This window comes from Microbispora sitophila (assembly GCF_014892245.1).
Lineage (GTDB): Bacteria > Actinomycetota > Actinomycetes > Streptosporangiales > Streptosporangiaceae > Microbispora > Microbispora siamensis.
Map to the genome: position 1 here is coordinate 440,600 of NZ_JADBGC010000004.1, position 16,456 is coordinate 457,055.

The 16,456-nt window shown below is 72.1% G+C and carries 17 protein-coding genes; 7 read left to right on the forward strand and 10 right to left on the reverse strand.

What is annotated here, in order from left to right; genetic code table 11:
- Positions 1 to 5: 5 nt before the first annotated feature.
- From IL992_RS10070 to IL992_RS10085, 4 genes are all read right to left on the reverse strand, one after another.
- Complete coding sequence (locus tag IL992_RS10070) at positions 6 to 1,931, reverse strand: multicopper oxidase family protein (protein ID WP_193203025.1); 1,926 nt, start codon at positions 1,929 to 1,931, stop codon at positions 6 to 8.
- Positions 1,928 to 2,389 (reverse strand): DUF6220 domain-containing protein, encoded by a 462-nt coding sequence (locus IL992_RS10075; protein WP_193203026.1) that lies wholly within the window; start codon positions 2,387 to 2,389, stop codon positions 1,928 to 1,930. The genes IL992_RS10070 and IL992_RS10075 overlap by 4 nt, the downstream gene beginning before the upstream one ends.
- Positions 2,390 to 2,646: 257 nt before the next feature.
- Positions 2,647 to 3,063 (reverse strand): cupin domain-containing protein, encoded by a 417-nt coding sequence (locus tag IL992_RS10080; RefSeq protein WP_193203027.1) that lies wholly within the window; start codon positions 3,061 to 3,063, stop codon positions 2,647 to 2,649.
- Positions 3,064 to 3,099: 36 nt separating this feature from the next.
- Positions 3,100 to 3,477 (reverse strand): cupin domain-containing protein, encoded by a 378-nt coding sequence (locus IL992_RS10085; RefSeq protein WP_193203028.1) that lies wholly within the window; start codon positions 3,475 to 3,477, stop codon positions 3,100 to 3,102.
- A 52-nt stretch (positions 3,478 to 3,529) separates the two neighbouring features.
- Between IL992_RS10085 and IL992_RS10090 the strand changes: the two genes are divergently transcribed.
- A complete protein-coding gene (locus tag IL992_RS10090) occupies positions 3,530 to 4,006 on the forward strand; it encodes a MarR family winged helix-turn-helix transcriptional regulator (RefSeq protein WP_226872589.1) in 477 nt (158 codons plus the stop codon).
- Positions 4,007 to 4,024: 18 nt separating this feature from the next.
- Here the strand turns inward: IL992_RS10090 and IL992_RS10095 are convergent, their stop codons facing one another.
- From IL992_RS10095 to IL992_RS10105, 3 genes are all read right to left on the reverse strand, one after another.
- Positions 4,025 to 5,566, reverse strand: a complete 1,542-nt coding sequence (locus IL992_RS10095; RefSeq protein ID WP_193203029.1) for an MFS transporter — start codon at positions 5,564 to 5,566, stop codon at positions 4,025 to 4,027.
- Positions 5,563 to 6,210, reverse strand: coding sequence for an LppX_LprAFG lipoprotein (locus tag IL992_RS10100; protein ID WP_193203030.1), 648 nt, complete (start codon positions 6,208 to 6,210; stop codon positions 5,563 to 5,565). Before IL992_RS10100 ends, IL992_RS10095 begins: the two co-directional genes overlap by 4 nt.
- Positions 6,211 to 6,327: 117 nt before the next feature.
- Entirely contained in the window at positions 6,328 to 6,795 is a 468-nt protein-coding gene (locus tag IL992_RS10105; RefSeq protein ID WP_193203031.1) for a MarR family winged helix-turn-helix transcriptional regulator, read from the reverse strand.
- Between the two features lie 38 nt (positions 6,796 to 6,833).
- Here IL992_RS10105 and IL992_RS10110 point away from each other — a divergent pair, with 38 nt between their 5' ends.
- Positions 6,834 to 7,775: a cation diffusion facilitator family transporter gene (locus IL992_RS10110; protein WP_193203032.1), complete on the forward strand. Its 942-nt coding sequence runs from the start codon at positions 6,834 to 6,836 to the stop codon at positions 7,773 to 7,775.
- Here the strand turns inward: IL992_RS10110 and IL992_RS10115 are convergent.
- Positions 7,755 to 8,402 (reverse strand): 4'-phosphopantetheinyl transferase family protein, encoded by a 648-nt coding sequence (locus tag IL992_RS10115; RefSeq protein WP_193203033.1) that lies wholly within the window; start codon positions 8,400 to 8,402, stop codon positions 7,755 to 7,757. The two genes, IL992_RS10110 and IL992_RS10115, sit on opposite strands and share 21 nt — an antisense overlap.
- 174 nt (positions 8,403 to 8,576) lie before the next feature.
- Here IL992_RS10115 and IL992_RS10120 point away from each other — a divergent pair, with 174 nt between their 5' ends.
- The 3 genes from IL992_RS10120 to IL992_RS10130 all read left to right on the forward strand — a co-directional run bounded on the left by IL992_RS10120 (position 8,577) and on the right by IL992_RS10130 (position 12,652).
- On the forward strand, positions 8,577 to 8,885 hold the full coding sequence (locus tag IL992_RS10120; protein ID WP_193203034.1) for a hypothetical protein: 309 nt from the start codon (positions 8,577 to 8,579) through the stop codon (positions 8,883 to 8,885).
- A gap of 318 nt (positions 8,886 to 9,203) precedes the next feature.
- Entirely contained in the window at positions 9,204 to 9,656 is a 453-nt protein-coding gene (locus tag IL992_RS10125; RefSeq protein WP_226872590.1) for a hypothetical protein, read from the forward strand.
- Positions 9,653 to 12,652, forward strand: a complete 3,000-nt coding sequence (locus IL992_RS10130) for a M48 family metalloprotease (RefSeq protein WP_193203035.1) — start codon at positions 9,653 to 9,655, stop codon at positions 12,650 to 12,652. Before IL992_RS10125 ends, IL992_RS10130 begins: the two co-directional genes overlap by 4 nt.
- A gap of 97 nt (positions 12,653 to 12,749) precedes the next feature.
- Here IL992_RS10130 and IL992_RS10135 read toward each other — a convergent pair whose 3' ends face one another.
- Entirely contained in the window at positions 12,750 to 14,144 is a 1,395-nt protein-coding gene (locus IL992_RS10135; RefSeq protein ID WP_193203036.1) for an aminopeptidase P family protein, read from the reverse strand.
- Between the two features lie 165 nt (positions 14,145 to 14,309).
- On the opposite strand from IL992_RS10135, the gene IL992_RS10140 reads away from it, so the two are divergent.
- Positions 14,310 to 14,738, forward strand: coding sequence for a CBS domain-containing protein (locus IL992_RS10140; RefSeq protein WP_193203037.1), 429 nt, complete (start codon positions 14,310 to 14,312; stop codon positions 14,736 to 14,738).
- Between the two features lie 80 nt (positions 14,739 to 14,818).
- The gene (locus tag IL992_RS10145; RefSeq protein WP_030509549.1) at positions 14,819 to 15,073 is read left to right on the forward strand and encodes a Smr/MutS family protein; all 255 of its coding nucleotides are present in this window, start codon (positions 14,819 to 14,821) and stop codon (positions 15,071 to 15,073) included.
- Between the two features lie 954 nt (positions 15,074 to 16,027).
- Here IL992_RS10145 and IL992_RS10150 read toward each other — a convergent pair.
- Positions 16,028 to 16,456 (reverse strand): IS5 family transposase (locus tag IL992_RS10150; RefSeq protein WP_193203038.1); only part of this gene is annotated, 429 nt, incomplete at its 5' end.

Genomic DNA, 16,456 nt, shown 5'->3' on the forward strand with positions numbered 1-16,456 from the left:
GCGCGTCAGGCCGGGTGGTTGCCGCCGCCCATCTCGTACGGCGTGGTGACTCCCTCGTAGGCGAGGTGGAACTCCATTCCCTGAGCGGCGTGCGCCAGGTCGTGGCAGTGGGACATCCACATGCCGGGATTGTCCGCCACCAGGGCGACCTCCCAGACCTCGCCGGGGGCGACGTCGAAGGTGTCCATCGACAGCCCGGTCGCGGGCACGCCGTTGCGGGACAGGATCCGCACGTGGTGGCCGTGCGGGTGCATCGGGTGGGTGTCGGTGCCCCGGTTCACCACCCTGATCCTGACGGTCTGGCCCTGCCGTACGACGGGGGTGGGGATGTTCGGCCACGCCTTGCCGTTCACCGTCTGGGCGAGCCGTGGCAGGCCGTCGGCCATGGCGAGGGTCTTGTCCAGCACCCAGGTGACCTCCTGGTCGAACCGGGCCGGCGGGGCGGTGGCCGCGCCATACCGGGTGATGTCCACGATCGGCCCGGCCGCCGCCGGAGGCGCCGACGGCCCGTTGACGAGCAGAGCGGGGCGGTCCCCCGCCGTCAGCAGCACCGGGCCGGAGGGCACGGTGAAGGTCAGGTCGTAACGGCCGCCCGCGGCGAGGTGCAGACGGGCGCCGTCCAGGTCGGTCGCCCCCGGCACGTCGCCGCCGTCCACCGCCGCGATCCGGTACGGCGCGCCGCCCAGCCCGAGGACCACGGGCCGGGTGTCGGTGTTCACCACGCGAAGCCGCGTCCGGGCGCCGGGCGGCAGTGCGAGGCGGGCGAGCCCGTCCGTCGGCGCCGCGCCGTCCACCGACAGCGTGGGCCGGGTGCCGAACGTGTGCAGCGCGAGGACGTGGTCCTCGCTCTCCGGCAGCGGGGCGGCCGGATCGACGACCAGCAGGCCGAACAGCCCGCGCGGCACGGCGATGCTGGAGTTCTGGTGGCTGTGATACCAGTACGTGCCGGGATCTTCGGCCCGGAACCGGTAGACGTGGGTCTGCCCGGGCGCCACGGCGTTCTGGGTGACGCCAGGCACACCGTCCTCACCGGACGGCACGTCGTACCCGTGCCAGTGGACGGTCACCGCCTGTCCGGGCAGCCGGTTGCGCAGGGTGACCTCCACCAGGTCGCCCTGCCGCACCCGCAGCACCGGCCCGGGCACCTGGCCGTTGAACGACCACGCGTCGATCGGGCCGGAGGCGAGCCGTACGGTGGCGGGCTGTGCGGTGAGCGTGAAGCGGCGGACCCGTGGCTTCGCCCCCGACGGCCCGCCCGCTGCCGAGGCGGCCGGGCCGCGCAGCAGGTCGACAGAGATGCCCTGGGCGCGTGCGTGGTCACCGAAGTGCGGGTGACCGCCCGACCAGCCGCCGCCCACGGTCAGGGCGACGGCGAGCGCGAGCACGCCGGTCCCGGCGGCCTGCCAGCGGTCGCCCGGCGTGCGCACCGGGCCGAGCAGCCGCCATGACACGACGGACGCCGCGGCGAACAGCGCGAGCACCGCCGCCGCCCCGCCGCCCGTGACCGGATAGGAGATCACGACCCCGCAGGCGACCCCGGCCACCGCACCGTACGCGGTGACCAGCAGGGGGAACGCGACAAGCCGGGGGGAGAGGACGGGAGCGCCGCTTCCGGACGGCGCGCGCAGCAGCCGGGGCAGGCTGACGGCCGCCGAGGCGAGCGCGGGAAGGACGACCAGGGGCAGGGCCAACGTGACCTTCTCCGCCACGAACCACCAGCCCGCCCGGGCGAGGCCGAGCGTGACGGGGATCCTGAGCGCGGTCACGACGATCGCCGCGGCCCACAGGGCCGCGGCGATCAGGCGGGTCCGCCGTCCGGCCGCGGCGGGCTGCCGCAGACCGGCCAGGGCGACCCCGGCGGTCGCGGCCCAGGCGGCCGCGACCAGGACGAACAGGATCTGATCGAGAGCGATCAGCCGTGCGGTGCTCACGCCGCGACGTGCGCCCCGGAGGGGGCCGCGACCGGCGCGCCCTTGACCAGGGCGCGGGCCCGGCGCACGACGACGACGGCCACGGCGAGGATCGCCACGCCGTCGAGGGCGTGGAAGCCCATGACGACCAGGCTGGCCGTGGTCGTCGCGGTCTCCGTCGCGCCGGCGATCTCCGCCAGCGGGAAGATGACGAACAACTGCACCGCGACCAGCACGAACGGCAGGATCGACAGGCCCGCCACCTTGCCGCCCGCGCGGGCGATCAGGGCCACGATCGTGGTCAGCAGCGAGACGAGCGGGATCACCATCGTGCCGTTCATCGCGTGGTAGTTGATGGCGGCGTTCGGGTCGCCCGGCGCCGGGTGCGGGGTCTCGAACGCGCCGAACGTGGCGAGGTAGAACTGGGCGAGCACGGCGACGAGCTGCAGAACGGCGAACCCGAAGAACACCTTGCGCATATGGGGCCTCCTCAGTCGGGAAGGGACGAGCCCCGGGGGTTCTGCGGGGCGACGGCGAGAGCCGGAACGGTACGCCGCAATGGTGGACCGTCCGGTGTCCCGAGCACCCGGGACACCCGTCCCTGTCCGCCGGGAAATTCACCGCGCGGGAAGCCGGCAAGACCCGGTCCGCCCCTGCCGACAGGCCGGGCAGGCCGTCCGGCACTGCGGCGAGGCGAGCCCGGCTGGACCTCGCACCGGGAGACGAGGGGCCCGTGTCAGCGGGTCCAGGGCGGCAGGAGCCGGTCGGTCCCCTTGGGCGCCAGGTCGCAGGCGTCCGCCGCGGTGACCCCGCCGGGGTTGTAGACCTCGCAGCCGGCCGGTGCGACCACGATCGCGGTGAAGCCCGACTCGGTGCTGGCGTGCATCCGGCGGCCCACGTCCGCGGGCATGACGACGGTGTCCCCGGCCTCGACGCCGACGGTCTCGCCGTCGAGTTCGACGGTCGCGCCGCCGGTGAGGAAGGTCCACACCTGCTCGCCGTCGGCGGCGTGGTAGGGACCGCTGTTGCCGGCCGGCATGTCCACCCGCCACACGGCCTGGGTGGCGCCTCCCTGGGTGGGCGAGGCGAGGGTGGTCATGACGCCGTTGGGCGTGGTGCTCCTGCGGCTGTCGGCGGAACGGATGACAGGCATGTCGTGACTCCTTGGTGTGAGAGAGCGGGCCCGAGGTCAGGCGATCCAGGGCGGCACGCCGTGGACGGTGCCGTCGGGCAGGACGGCCCTGGCCCCGGCGGGGGCGGTGACGACGGCGGTGAAGCCTTCACCGGCGCCCGCGGTGACGCGGCGCGGGGTGGAGGGCGGCATGACCACGGTGTCGCCGGGAGCGACCGTGAACGTCTCCCCGCCGAGTTCGACGGTGGCGGTCCCACCGAGGAACGTCCACACCTGCTCGGCGTCGAAGTCGTGCAGCGGCCCGCTCGTCGCGGGGGTCGCCTCGACGCGCCACACGGCTCGGGCGGCGCCGCCCAGAGTGGGCGAGGCGAAGGTGGTCATGACCCCGGCCGGGGTCTCGGATCTGCGGCATTGGGCATGACGGATGACAGGCATCGCCGGCGTCTCCTAAGATAGACAACGTCGTTGTCGTTAATAGTGAACCTGGTTGTCTATCTTGTCAATCGACCCGCCCGGCTTCGAGCTGCCCCTGCGGCTCTTCCTGGGGTTTCGCGTCCTCATCGACGAACTGCACGCCGAACTCGCCCGCCAGGGGCATCCGCACGCCCGGCCCATGCATGGATTCGTCATGCAGGCGATCGGCACGGAGGGCACGACCGCGGTGGAGCTGGGCCGCACGCTGGGTGTCAGCAAACAGGCGGCGGGCAAGACGGTCGAGACGCTCGAGCGCATCGGCTACGTGGAGCGCGCCCGCGACCCCCGCGACACGCGCCGCAAGATCGTACGGCTCACGCCGTCGGGCGTGGACATGCTGGTGCGCTCGGCCCGGATCTTCGACGACCTGCGGGCGCGCTGGGCCGGCGTCATCGGCGACGATCGGCTCAGGGCGCTGGAGGCCGACCTGCGGAAGGTGACGCCGCAGGACGTCTTCCGCCTCGACGTGCCCGGCTGGTTCGGCGCCTGACCCGGAGGGGCACCGGGGTCAGGCGCGGCGGTGGGGCAGGGCGAGGGAGGCGGCCGCGCCGAGCACGCACAGCCCGCACGTGATCAGGAAGATCTCGGTGTACTCCGCGTGCAGCGCCGCCTGGACCTTCGCCGTGTAGTCCGCGAGCCTGCGGGCGTACTCGGCCGCGTCCACCCCGAACGGCAGCGGCGTGTCCAGGTGCGCGGTGAGCGACTGGAACCGGTGGAAGCCCCAGGCCGACAGCGCGGCCACGCCCAGCAGCATGCCCATCATCCTGGCCACCACGACCGCCGCCGACGCCACGCCGTGCTGCGCCGCCGGGACCAGGCGCAGCACCGCCGACGAGACCGGGGCGATCACCACCCCGAGGCCGAGGCCGGCCACCACGAGGTCGACGTCCATCCGCACGCCGGCCGAGGCCAGGTCGAGCGGCCACCGGGAGATCATCCAGTAGCCCGCGGCGGCCACCGCCATCCCCGCCACGGCCACCGGGCGCTCGCCGAACCGCCGCACCAGGATCCCGCCGAGGAACGCCGCGACCGCCAGCGCGGCGAGGAACCGGGTGAGCACCAGGGCGCCGCCCACCGCGTCCTTGCCGAGCAGCGTCTGCGCCGCGAGCTGCACGTCGACCAGCGTGACCAGCAGCGCCGCCCCGGCGAGCAGGCTCACCGCCAAAGTGGCGAGCAGCGGTGTCCTGGGCACGCCCGTCAGGTCGAGCAGGCGGACCGGCGAGCGGATCTCCCACAGCACGAACAGCACGGCCGCGACCGCCCCGGCGGCCACGCACGGCAGTCCCCACGGCGGCAGCACGGCCGTGTCGGGGGAGGGGTTGTAGAGCCCGGCGACCAGCAGGCCGAGCGCCAGCGCGAGCAGGACGCCGCCGCCCGCGTCCACCTTCCCCGTGTTCACCCCGTCAGAGGGCCGGCCGTACGGCTCGCGCCCGCCGGGGACGGCCGTCTGCACGGCGACGGCGGCCAGCAGCGCGAGCGGGAGGTTGACCCAGAAGATGCCGCGCCATCCGGCGAGCGCGGCCAGGCCCGCGCCGTACAGCGGGCCGAGCACGCTGCCGAGCTCCTGCGCCGCGCCGACCGCGCCGAGCGCCACCGGCCGGACGCGCTCGTCCCACAGGTCGCCGATGAGGGCCATGGTGATCGGCAGCAGCGCGCCGCCCGCGACGCCCTGGAGCGTACGGCCCGCGACCAGTGCCGGGACGCTCGCCGCCAGGGCGGTGACGAGAGAACCGGCGGCGAACCCGGCCAGGCAGGCGTGGATCAGCGGGCGCCTGCCGTACCTGTCGGACAGTCGGCCGAGCAGCGGCATCGCCGCGACGTAGCCGAGCAGGAACCCGGTCACGACCGGGGTCGCCCGCTCCAGGTGGTTCAGCGGCACGCCGACGTCGGCGGCGACGTCCACGAGCACGGTGACGACGACGTACGCGTCGAGCGCGGCGAGCAGCACGGCCGCCCCGCCGACGCCCAGCGCGAGACGCCGGTGCCGTGTGGTGGGCCCGGCCGTCCCGGTCGCGCGCGTCTGCCCGGCCGCGCCGGTGGCGTCGGTCACGACGCGGGCGGGGCGATGGTCACGGGGGCGTCGTAGTCGCCCAGGGTCACGGCCACGGAGCCGCCGGTCAGCGGCAGGTCGAGTTTGAGCAGGCGGCTGGTGGCCTTGTCGATCCAGAGCGTGCCGGTGACCCCCTGCTGGACGCCGGGGACCAGCTTGGCCAGCACCTGCTGCGACAGCGCGGCCGTCACCCGGTAGGCGGCGGCGTCGCCGACCTTCTCCTCCGCCTGCGTCTGGACGTCCTTCGCGGTGGACAGCAGGTCGGGTACGCCGGTCAGCACGGCGGAGGGGTCGTAGAGAGCCATGAGCTGCTGCCGGGTCATGGTCTGGAAGCCGCCGGTGGGTCCCTTGAAGTAGACCTTGTCGCCGACGAGCACGAACTCGATCTCCTGCAGTCCCGCGATCTCGATCTGCAGCGTGCCCTTGGCGTCGCCCTCCCGGGTGAGGCTGCCCTCGGCGTGCCGGACCGGTACGGCGGGCTTGTCCTTGGTCTCGATCGTGAAGGCGACCGTCTTGACCGTCCGCATGGCCTCGGCCGAGCGCTTCAGCAACGCGGGACCGTCCGGCAGGGCCGTCTCGCTCTTCGCGCTGCAGGCGGTCACGAGCAGCAAACCGGCCACGACGAGCCCGAGGATTGTTCGCACAGCCGGATCGTAGCGAGCGGGCGGGGCCGGCACGCGCTCTGGCGCGAGAATCGGTTTGGCATGACCCGTCGCGGGAAGTCGGGGCCGGTGCTCATCCCGTGCCGTCCCGCAGCCCCCTCACCGGGTGCCGCGGACCGCCTGGAGATGGTCGACGATCGGTGTGTAGATCTGCTCCAGGGCGGACACCTGCTCGGGGGTCATCAGGTCGATGAAGTGCCGGCGGACGCTCGCCACGTGATCCGGCGCCACCCGCTGGATCGTCTCCCAGCCGTGGTCGGTCAGCACGGCGAACGTGCCGCGCCGGTCGTCCTCGCAGTCCTGCCGGGTCACCAGGCCGGCGGCCTCCATCCGGGAGATCTGGTGGGACAGCCGGCTGCGCGACTGGATCGTCGCGTCGGCCAGCTCGCTCATGCGCATGCGGCGGCCGGGGCTCTCCGAGAGGTTCACGAGGATCTCGTAGTCGTTCAGCGACAGCCCGGTGCCCTGCAGCTCCCGGTCGAGCTGGTGGAAGAGCAGGCGGTGGGCGGCCAGATGGGCCCGCCAGGCGCTCTGCTCCTGCGGGGTGAGCCAATCGGGGGCTTCCATGACCACCAGCATAAGATCAATTCGACGGACGGAGCGGAATGCCTGACAGCGAGAACGGTGAGAGCCTCGGCACCGTCGTGGTCGCGGGCGCGGCCAACCTCGCCATCGCGCTGGCCAAGCTCGTGGCCGGCCTGCTCAGCTCCTCCTCGGCGATGCTGTCGGAGGCCGCGCACTCGGCCGCCGATACGGCCACCGAGGTCGTGCTGTTCGCCGCGATCCGGCACGGCGAGCGCCCCGCCGACCCCCGTCATCCGCTCGGCCACGGGCGGGCCGCCTACCTGTGGGCGATCGTGGCGGCCTGCTTCACGCTGGTCGTGGGTGCCGGGTTCTCGCTGACGCACGGCTGGCACACGATCACCGCGGGGGAGAACCTGGGCGACATCGGGGTGTCGTACCTCGTGCTCGCGGTGTCCTTCGCGATCGAGTCGGTCTCCCTGTGGCGGGCGCTGCGGCAGCTTCGCGGCGAGGCCCGCCGCTGGCGGGTGAGCCCCGGGCGGCTGCTGCACCGCACCTCCGACACCATGCTCAAGGCGGTCGTGCTGGAGGACTTCGCCGCGCTGATCGGCATCGCGACGGCCGGCGTCGGCCTGCTGCTGTCGCAGCTCACCGGCTCGGCCGTGTGGGACGGCGTCGCCTCGATCGTCATCGGGCTGCTGCTGCTCGGCGTGGCGCTGACCCTGATCAGGACCAACGCCTCGCTGCTCATCGGCCAGGCGGCGCCGCGCGGGTTGCAGGAAGAGATCCGCGGCGAGCTGGCCGCCCAGCCGGAGGTCGAGGCCGTCGTCGAGCTGGTCACCGTCATGATGGGCCCCGGCCAGGTCATGGTCGCGGCGAAGGTCGACTTCCGCGACGAGACGTCCGGGGAGCGGCTGGAGCTCGCCTCCGACCAGGTGGAGCGCCGGCTCACCGCGCGGTTCCCGGAGATCCGGCAGGTCTTCCTCGACCCCACCCCGGGCCGGTCAGCCGCCAAGGAGGCGTAGCTTGGCGGGCTCGTCGGTGACCGCGGAGGCGATCACGGTGCCGGCCGTCCACTCGACGAAGTGACGGCCCTGCCATTCCAGCGGGATCGACAGCCCGTCCTCCAGCGGCAGGGCCGACAGGTCCGCCTCGCGCAGCCGGTCGAGTGTGAGCTCTCCCCGCTTGACCAGGGCCTCCTTACGTACCCACTGCCGGATCAGCCCGCGGTTGTCGTCGCCGACCAGCTTCGCCTCCGCGGGGGTCAGCGCGAGCTCCACCAGCCTCTCGTCGGCCGGGCCGTTCGTGGCGTGCTCGGCGTCCACGCCCACCCGGCCGAAGCCGGCGACCGCGCAGACGTAGCCCGAGGTGTGCGCCAGGCTGATCGACACCTCGGGGGCCTCGGCCAGCCAGGGCCGCCCGTGGGCCTGCCCGCAGCTCTCGCATCGCTGCACCACGGTCAGCATGCAGGCGCGGGTGCCGAGCAGCTCCGCGGCGCAGTGCCGTACGAGCAGGTGGGCGGCGACGAAGTCGAGGCGGTCCCGCTTGCGGGTGAAACGCTCCGCGCGCTCGCGCTCGGCCTCGGTCAGGGTGCCGGCGACCATGTCCAGCACGTCGTCGGTGTGGCCGGCCACGGCCAGTGGGGGGCGCACGAGGGCCACTGTAGGGGAGCGATGTGACGATCACGTGAACTGGGGCCCAGGACGCCACAGCCGGCGTTCTCCCGGCCCCGTGCCGCGGCGCAGGTTGCGTGACCATCGAGCTCGTGGGGAGAGGAAGCAACGACGACATCGAAGAGACGTGTCGGCGTCGCCGCCGCGGTGACCATGATGGCGGCGGCAGCCTCGGTGGTCTTCGTCGCCCACCCGGCCGGCGCGGTCACCTGCTCCGTCACTCCGGCGCCGGGGGTCAGCGCCGTCTCGGTCCGGTCCCAGAAGAGCACCACGTCCGGCTACGTCATCACGACGCTGTACGCGGGCCAGTACCTCCCGTCGCTGTGCCAGAGCGAGAGCGGTGGCTACTACCGCTCTTGCGGCGGGTCCAGCTACTGGATCTACATCCCGGGTGAGCTGACCTATCCGAGATGGGTCGCGGCCGCATGTGTGCGGCTCGTGAAGGACCGGGTCGGCACGTGACCATCGCCCTGACCGCGCCATCCGTGGGTCCGGCGTGAGCGCGCCAGTACATCGAGATGCGACGACGAGTGGGTGACCTGGGCCGTTCGGCCGCTCACTCGCCTCGACCCGCGGCTGTGGCTCTCGCCGGCTGCCGGCGATTCGCGGCGTCCTACGCATTCGTGTGCGGATAACGGGATGCGCGTCGATCAGCGCTTGTAGCATCACGCCCAGGGGGGCCGATTCCGAAGTCAGCGAACTTCCACCAGCGACGGGACATTGAACACGCAGCCCGAACGCTCCGCTGAGGTTCTGGTCCGTGATGTCGTACGGAGGGTCGTGGCCGACTGCGCGCCGGAGGAAGCGGTCGTGGTCGAGGGGCTGCTGCGCTACAGCGACGCCGAGGTGCTGGCCCGGCTGCGCCGGCGCAGGCACGGGCGTGACCCGCTCGGCTTCGGACTCGCCGACGTCGTTCCGCCGGTGGCTCCGCTGCTGTGGTTGACGCTGGACAGCGCCCGCCAGAAGCTGGCCGACGCAGCCGTGGACCAGGCGGCGCGCGGCTCGGCGTCACTGTGGCGGCGCATTCGGCGCCGGAAAGCGAAGCCCGAAACCATCCCTCGCCTCACGCGCGAGCAGCAGGCGATGGTCAAGCAGATGGTCCTCGACGCGGCCGCCGAGGCCGGGCTGTCGGAGAGTCGGGCCAAACGGATCGCCGACGGCGTCATCGCCGGTCTGGCGCTGGCCGAGCCGGGCGAATCCCACGGTGAAGTCGATGTGAGGGAGAGGCGGTGACCACCGTCGAGCCTGGCCGGGCCAGGCTCGACGAACGGATACTCGGCGCCGGCACGAACTCCCGCTTCGCGCTGCTGCTGCTCCTGCTCGTGGCCGCCAGCGGTTACCTGCTGGTGCCGGTGGTGTCCGCGCTTCACCCCGGCGACTACGAAGGGTGTGAGCTGGCGGCCGGCGTCGACTTCGACCCCGCTCATGCGGTAGCGGCGGCAACGCGCATGGTCGGGCAGACGCTGGCGTTTCTGCCCTGCGTGGCCCGGCACGCACCACCTCCGCCGTTGTGGCAGATCCTGGCCGGGCCGGCGGTGGTCGTCGCCGTCGCGGCCGCAGCCACGACCCTGCTGCCGCTGTGGAAGCAGCTTCGCGGCCGCTGCGTTCGCCTGGACCTCGTCCCCGGCGGCTCCGAGATCGCCGCGCGGGTCGCGGAACTGGCCGCGGGCCGCGTCGTGCAGGTGCCGGAACTGTTCATGGCGCCGGCCGCGATCAGCAGGAGCGCCGCGGTGTTCGGCACCAACGGCCGCCCCCGGCTGCTTCTGGACGGCGGACTGGTCGCCTGCCGCACCATCGACCCGCGGACGTTCGACGCCGTTGTCCTGCACGAGCTCGGCCACGTCGCCAACCGGGATCTGACGATCACCTACGCCACCGTCGCCCTGTGGCGGACGTTCATCCTGCTGGTCATCACGCCGTTCCTGCTGTGGTGGTCGGGACTCGGGGTGTTCGGCATCGCGGCCGGCGCCGGCCCGGCGCTCACCGCCGTGAGCATGCACTATCTGGCCGTTCCCGTGGTCATCGCCATCGTGGTGCATTTCGCCCGGGCGGACGTGCTGCGCAGCAGGGAGCTGTATGCCGACCTGACGGCCAGCCGATGGGGCGCGCCGCTGGAGCACGTCTGGGCCGCGATGCCCACGCCGGCCGGGCACCGGGGTCTGTCCCGGTTGTCGCGCGTCCTGCTGGACCGGATGCGCACCCACCCGAGGTGGGAGATCCGCCGTGACGCCCTCGACGACCCGGCGCCGCTTTTCGCGGTGAGTCCACTGTTGATGTTCCTGACCGGCGCCAGTGCCACGCTGATGAACTTCCACCTGATGGGGCACATCGTCGCACCTCACGTCGGTGACCTGAGCGACTGGCTCGGGCAGGGCCTCGCCGCCGTCCCGGCCGCCGTGGTCGCGGCGGCAGCCACAGCGGTGCTGTGGCGGGCGGTGGTCCGCGCCGCCGTGCTGGGCCGGCCGGCTCCCACGGGGGCGCGGGCCGGGCTGTGGCTGGGTCTGGGGCTGACCGCCGGATCGCTGGTCAGCGGCCAGACCACCGGGGAACTGTGGCTGCCCGGCAGATGGTGGGTGCTGGTGCTGGTCGTGGCTGCCGCGGTCGCCGTGACGTGCTGGACCTCCCAGTGCGCCCGCCTCGCCGCCGCGTCCTGGCCGGGACGGACGCTGCGATGGCCGCTGGCGCTGTGCCTCATTGCGGGCTGGCTGATCCTCTCGGCCTGGTTCTCCTGGTGGAACTACTACGGGGCGATGTACGCCACCGGGTTCTGGTTCGACCCGGCGGGCCTGCGATGGAGCATCGCGCACTGGTTTCCCGGTGTGGGCACCGCCCACCCGGACACGACCGACGTCATGGCCCCGACGATCGCCGTGCTGCGATACGCGGCGTACCAGCCGCTGACCCCCGTCGCCGCCGTCGCGGCCTGGATCACGCCCTTTGCCCTGTGGGCCGCGGGCGCCGCCGGACGCGGACCCGGCTGGCTCCGCTTGGCCGGCGCCGCCGGGGGAGACCGCGCAGCGGCGGACACCACTGCTCCCGCGGTATGGCAGGCCCCCGCGCTGCGGCAGGCCACCGCACCCGCGCTGATGGGAGCGGCGATCGCGACGGTGGGTGTCGCCGGCGTCCAGGCATGGCTGCACACTCTGGACGCCGGACCGGGACAGCGCGGCGGCATGTACGCCTTCAGCTACGCGATCTGGTCACTGTGGGCGATCGCCGCCGGCGCACTCGTCGCCGCCCTGGTCGCGGCGGCCTCTGCCCGGTTCCGGCTCCCGGCCGCGCTCATCGCCGCGGGAATCGGCGCGCTGCTCGGCCTGGGCGCCGCGACCGTGCTGATCTCCGCCGACGGATGCGTCCGGCGACTGAGCGTCCTCAACGACAGCTGCACCTGGCGCCCCGCCTGGCGGCAACTTCAGGCGGGCAACACGTTCGGCTTCGTCGCGCACAGCGCGCTACTCCTGGCGCCCGTCACCGCGGTGGCGGCCACGGCACTGGCTGCCCTGATCCGCCTTGCCCGGCGGTCGATCCACACGAAGGACGGCACACCGGCGCCCCGGCCGGTCGCGACCACCTCGTACGCCAGGACGGGAAGAGGGCGCGCCGGCGTGGTGCTGTCAGCGGTCGGCGTCCCCTGCGCGGCTCTCGCGACCGCGGCCGTGCTCATGGCAGGCGACTCCGAAGCGCAGCTCGCGACCAAGGCGCGGCAAGCGGTCACCATGCAGGGTGCCTTCCGGCGGACGGCGGGGCTGCCGGTTCTGCCGGTATCACAGGACATGCGCCGGCGGCAGGTCCACGCCTGGTATCGGCTCGGTGGCCGATACCTCCTCGACCACGCCGCCGGCGACGGCAGGTCGATGGCGAGACTGCTACGTCCGGCGATGCGCGACGGCCACCTGGAGGTCACCGCCGGCCTGATGGCCAGGATGCGACCCCTGTGCCAGGACATGATGAACGTGGCCGCCTGGGAACCCGTCTACTTCCAGGTTCCGGACCCGGGTGCGCAGGCATCCTGGCACCAGTTCGGACTGGACGTCCGGAGCGCGGGCCCGACGTGCGTACAGGCCGCCGACCGCACAGACGCCGACGGGTTCCGCACCTCCGTGACCGCGATCATGATCGCGGCCGGCAAGGCCCTCGACGCGTCGGACCGGATCAGGGCGATCATCGACGACCCGTCCGACCCCGTCTACAAGGGCGAGCCGGCAGAGCCGCCTCAGCCGCGTCTCTGAGGCGCAGGTCGGCAACCCGTGGGACCGCGACGGACTGACTCGTCTGGATTCCGGTCCGGGCGGCGGGGCCCGGACCGGAAGCCCGGAGCGGGGACGCTCACCCGGCCAGGGCGGCCATCCACGACTCGATCTCATCGGCGCGGCGGGGCAGCGCGGCCGACATCAGGCGGGCGCCGTCGGCCGTGATGACGAGGTCGTCCTCGATGCGGACGCCGATCCCGCGCAGTTCCGGCGGCAGCGTCAGGTCGTCGGGCTGGAGGTAGAGCCCCGGCTCCACGGTCAGCACCTGGCCCTCCTCCAGCACGCCGTCGAGGTAGGTCTCCGCCCGCGCCCGGGCGCAGTCGTGCACGTCCAGGCCCAGCATGTGGCCGCTGCTGCACAGGGTGTAGCGCCGGTGCAGGCCCGCGTCGGCCTGCGCCCGGGTCAGCAGGCCCCACTCGCGCAGCCCGTCGGAGATCACCCGCATGGCGGTCTCGTGGAACTCGCGGAAGCGCACCCCCGGCCGCAGCACGGCGATTGCGGCGGTCTGCGCCTCGTAGACCAGGTCGTACACCTGCCGCTGGACCGGGCTGAACCGGCCGGACAGCGGCAGCGTGCGGGTGACGTCGGCCGTGTAGAGGTTGTCGCCCTCGACCCCGGCGTCCAGCAGCAGCATCTCGGCGGGGTCGAGCCGTCCGTCGTTGCGGATCCAGTGCAGCACGCACGCGTGCGCCCCGGAGGCCACGATCGACTGGTAGCCCACGGCGTTGCCCTCCAGACGCGAGCGCAGGCCGAAGACGCCCTCGACGTACCGCTCGCCGCGCGGGTGCGCGAGGGCCGCGGGCAGCGCGCGCACGACGTCCTCGAACCCGCGCGCGGTCGCGTCCACCGCCTGCTGCAGCTCCGCGATCTCCCACTCGTCCTTGACCAGCCGCAGCTCCGACAGGACCGCGGCCAGTTCGGCGTCGCGGTCGTCGCCCGCGGGGGAGACGAGCGCGTCGACCGAGGCGTCCACCCCGCGCAGCACGCGCGCCGGTCCGCTCAGCGCGGCCGGCAGCGTGTCGATGTGCGCGCACTCGATCTGGTACGCCGCCTCGGCCTCCGCGAGGTCGAAACGGCGGCCGACCCAGAACTCGCCGTACCGCCGGTCGCGGTAGAACTCCTGCGACTCGGCGCGGGACGGGCGGGGATGCAGGAACAGTCGCGCGTCGCCCGACGGCTCGATCACCAGGACGTCGTCGGGTTGCCGGCCGCCGGTCAGGTAGGCGAACGCGCTGTGCGTACGGAACCGGTGGTCGTCGTCGTTGCTGCGGGCCTGCAGCGTGCCCGAGGGGATGACGAGCCGCTCGCCGGGCAGGCGTTCGGCGAGCCGCGCCCGCCGCTTGGCCGCGTACGCGGCGACCGGCAGCGGCGCCACGTCCTCGCGCGTGTCGGCCCAGCCGCCGCGCATGAACTCCGCGAGCGCGTCTGAGATCGGGAGATCGTGGCTCCCGGTGTTGAGCTTCTCGGCCATCGTCTGCCCCCAGGGTGCGGTGATATTTCGCCATCGTAGGGGTGGGGCCCTTGACGAGGTAGGACGACCGCTGTTGCCTGGGGAAACAGGATTCGCCGCTCCGGCCGGCCGGCGGGAGCGGAAGCGGGGACATGTCCCCCGGGTGCCCCCTGAGAGGCGGTGTCGATGCTCATCGGGACGATCTTGCAGAGTAAGGGAACAGGTGTGGCGACCGTTCCTCCGCACGCCACGGTGTCCGAGCTTCTCGCCCGGCTGGCCGAGCTCAACATCGGCGCGGTCGTGGTCTCCGAGGACGGTCTGTCCATCGCGGGCATCGTGTCGGAACGCGACGTCGTGCGGCGGCTCAACGAGCACGGCGCCGCGCTGCTCGCCATGCCCGTCTCATCGATCATGACCGCGGAGGTGCGAACCTGCGGCCCGGACGCCAATGTCGACGACCTGCGCCGCACCATGACCAACCACCGGATCAGGCACGTGCCCGTGGTCCGCGACGGCCGGCTGGCCGGCATCGTCAGCATCGGCGACGTCGTCAAGAGCTCCATCCAGGAACTGGAGAGCGAACGGGAGGCCCTGGTCGACTACATCAACGGCTGACGTGGAGCCCTGCCGGCGTGGGGCGTGGTCACCCGCCTCGCCCCGCGTCCCGCGTCGAGCGGCGATTTAGACTCGCTTGCGTGAAGCTGAAGCTGGACCTCCACGACATCTACAACAAGGGCAGCGAGATCGACAAGGCGCTGCACGGCATCATTCAGGAGGCCGTACGCAAGAAGGCGACCCAGGTGGAGATCATCCCGGGCAAGGGGTCCGGTCAGCTCAAGAAGAAGGTGCTGCGTTTCCTGGAGCAGAAGGAGATCAAGGCGCTCTACCACCGGATCGACAAGGACTCCAAGAACCACGGCCGCCTGTTCGTCTACTTTCAGTGGAAGTAAGGGCACCGCGCGTCTACCAGGGTAAACGTCATATTGATCTTCCCGAGGGCACAACCAGGGCACTCGGCCCGGTTTGCTCTTGAGTGAAGAACGCGTCCATGGCCTTGCACGCCCGGTCCGCTGCGTTCGGCATCAGGTGGGTGTACGTCCGGAGCGTGAAGCCAGGGTCGGCGTGACCGAGGTGTTCAGCGACCGTGCGAATGTCGACCCCGGCACCGAGCCACGCCGATGCCGCAGCACGTGGCATCCGTGGTCGCGGTGAGACTTCCGGCGCTCTCCCTTCGCCGGCGGCGGCACGATGCCCGCACGCTCAAGACCGACACGCCACGTGTGGTTGAACGTGTTGGCGATGCGGAGCACTGCCATTCGGGCTGGGAAACATGAGCTCCACCGTCACCAGGTCGCCCCCAGGCTTGCCCTTCTCGATCCACGGCAGCGTGACCGCGACCGGCGGGTGCTGGACGATGTGCGCGCTCATCCGATGGATCAGTCGAGAGGAACTGGACACCTATCTAGGCTGAAGCGATGGTAGACGGAAGGCGGTTCTCCGTTCGATTCACAGTGGCCAGAAGCTCAGGGGACGCCTCAGTAATGAACTCTGTCACCAGGCTATCCGGACCATAGCGCTCCTTGATCTCAGCGATACGCTGAGGGCCGGTCGTAGCATCGCCATCCGGAGTCGTGGTGATGTCGCAATACCAGAGCGCATCTCGAACTACCGACGGTCCCTCATCATCGAACGCCGCAAGGTCGTGCTCAAGACCACGCGTGCGCGCTTCAAGGAGCGCATATGAGTGATGAGCGATGAGGTCCACGAGCCGCTTAGGAGCACCCACCGTCTGGAGAAAACTCGCGCCATCAAGCGCATGAAAGCCGGAGGTCGCAAGATCGGGTGCATAACCAACGTCACGAAGGACTTCGGCAGCCGCTAGGGCCTGTCTTCATAGTGGTCGCCTAGAGCCAGAGCAGGAGTGCTGCAATGGTGACCACGGCGGTGTATGAGGTAGCGGTCTTGTCGTAGCGGGTGGCCAGGGCGCGGAACTGTTTGAGCTGGTTGAAGCAGCGCTCGACCACGTTGCGGCGCTTGTAGGTCTGAGGGTCGAAGACCGGTGGACGGCCGCCCCTGCTGCCCCGCCTGGCACGGCCGGCGACTTGGTCGGCCCGCTCGGGGATGGTGTGGCTGATCCCGCGCCGTCGCAGGTAGATGCGGATGGCGCGGGAACTGTAGCCCTTGTCGGCCACCACGTGGTCAGGGCGCGTCCGAGGCCGGCCGCGACCGAGGCGGGGAACGCGGATCGCCTGCAGCACCTGCTGCAAGCGAGTGCAGTCGTTGACGTTTCCGCCGGTCACCAGGAACGCCAGCGGCCGGCCGCGTCCGTCACA

Bases quoted from the DNA above. Each gene is read 5' to 3' on its own strand.
- IL992_RS10075 (WP_193203026.1), bottom strand. From the start codon at position 2,389: ATGCGCAAGGTGTTCTTCGGGTTCGCCGTTCTGCAGCTCGTCGCCGTG.
- IL992_RS10080 (WP_193203027.1), bottom strand. From the start codon at position 3,063: ATGCCTGTCATCCGTTCCGCCGACAGCCGCAGGAGCACCACGCCCAAC.
- IL992_RS10085 (WP_193203028.1), bottom strand. From the start codon at position 3,477: ATGCCTGTCATCCGTCATGCCCAATGCCGCAGATCCGAGACCCCGGCC.
- IL992_RS10105 (WP_193203031.1), bottom strand. From the start codon at position 6,795: ATGGAAGCCCCCGATTGGCTCACCCCGCAGGAGCAGAGCGCCTGGCGG.
- IL992_RS10110 (WP_193203032.1), top strand. From the start codon at position 6,834: ATGCCTGACAGCGAGAACGGTGAGAGCCTCGGCACCGTCGTGGTCGCG.
- IL992_RS10120 (WP_193203034.1), top strand. From the start codon at position 8,577: ATGATGGCGGCGGCAGCCTCGGTGGTCTTCGTCGCCCACCCGGCCGGC.
- IL992_RS10135 (WP_193203036.1), bottom strand. From the start codon at position 14,144: ATGGCCGAGAAGCTCAACACCGGGAGCCACGATCTCCCGATCTCAGAC.
- IL992_RS10140 (WP_193203037.1), top strand. From the start codon at position 14,310: ATGCTCATCGGGACGATCTTGCAGAGTAAGGGAACAGGTGTGGCGACC.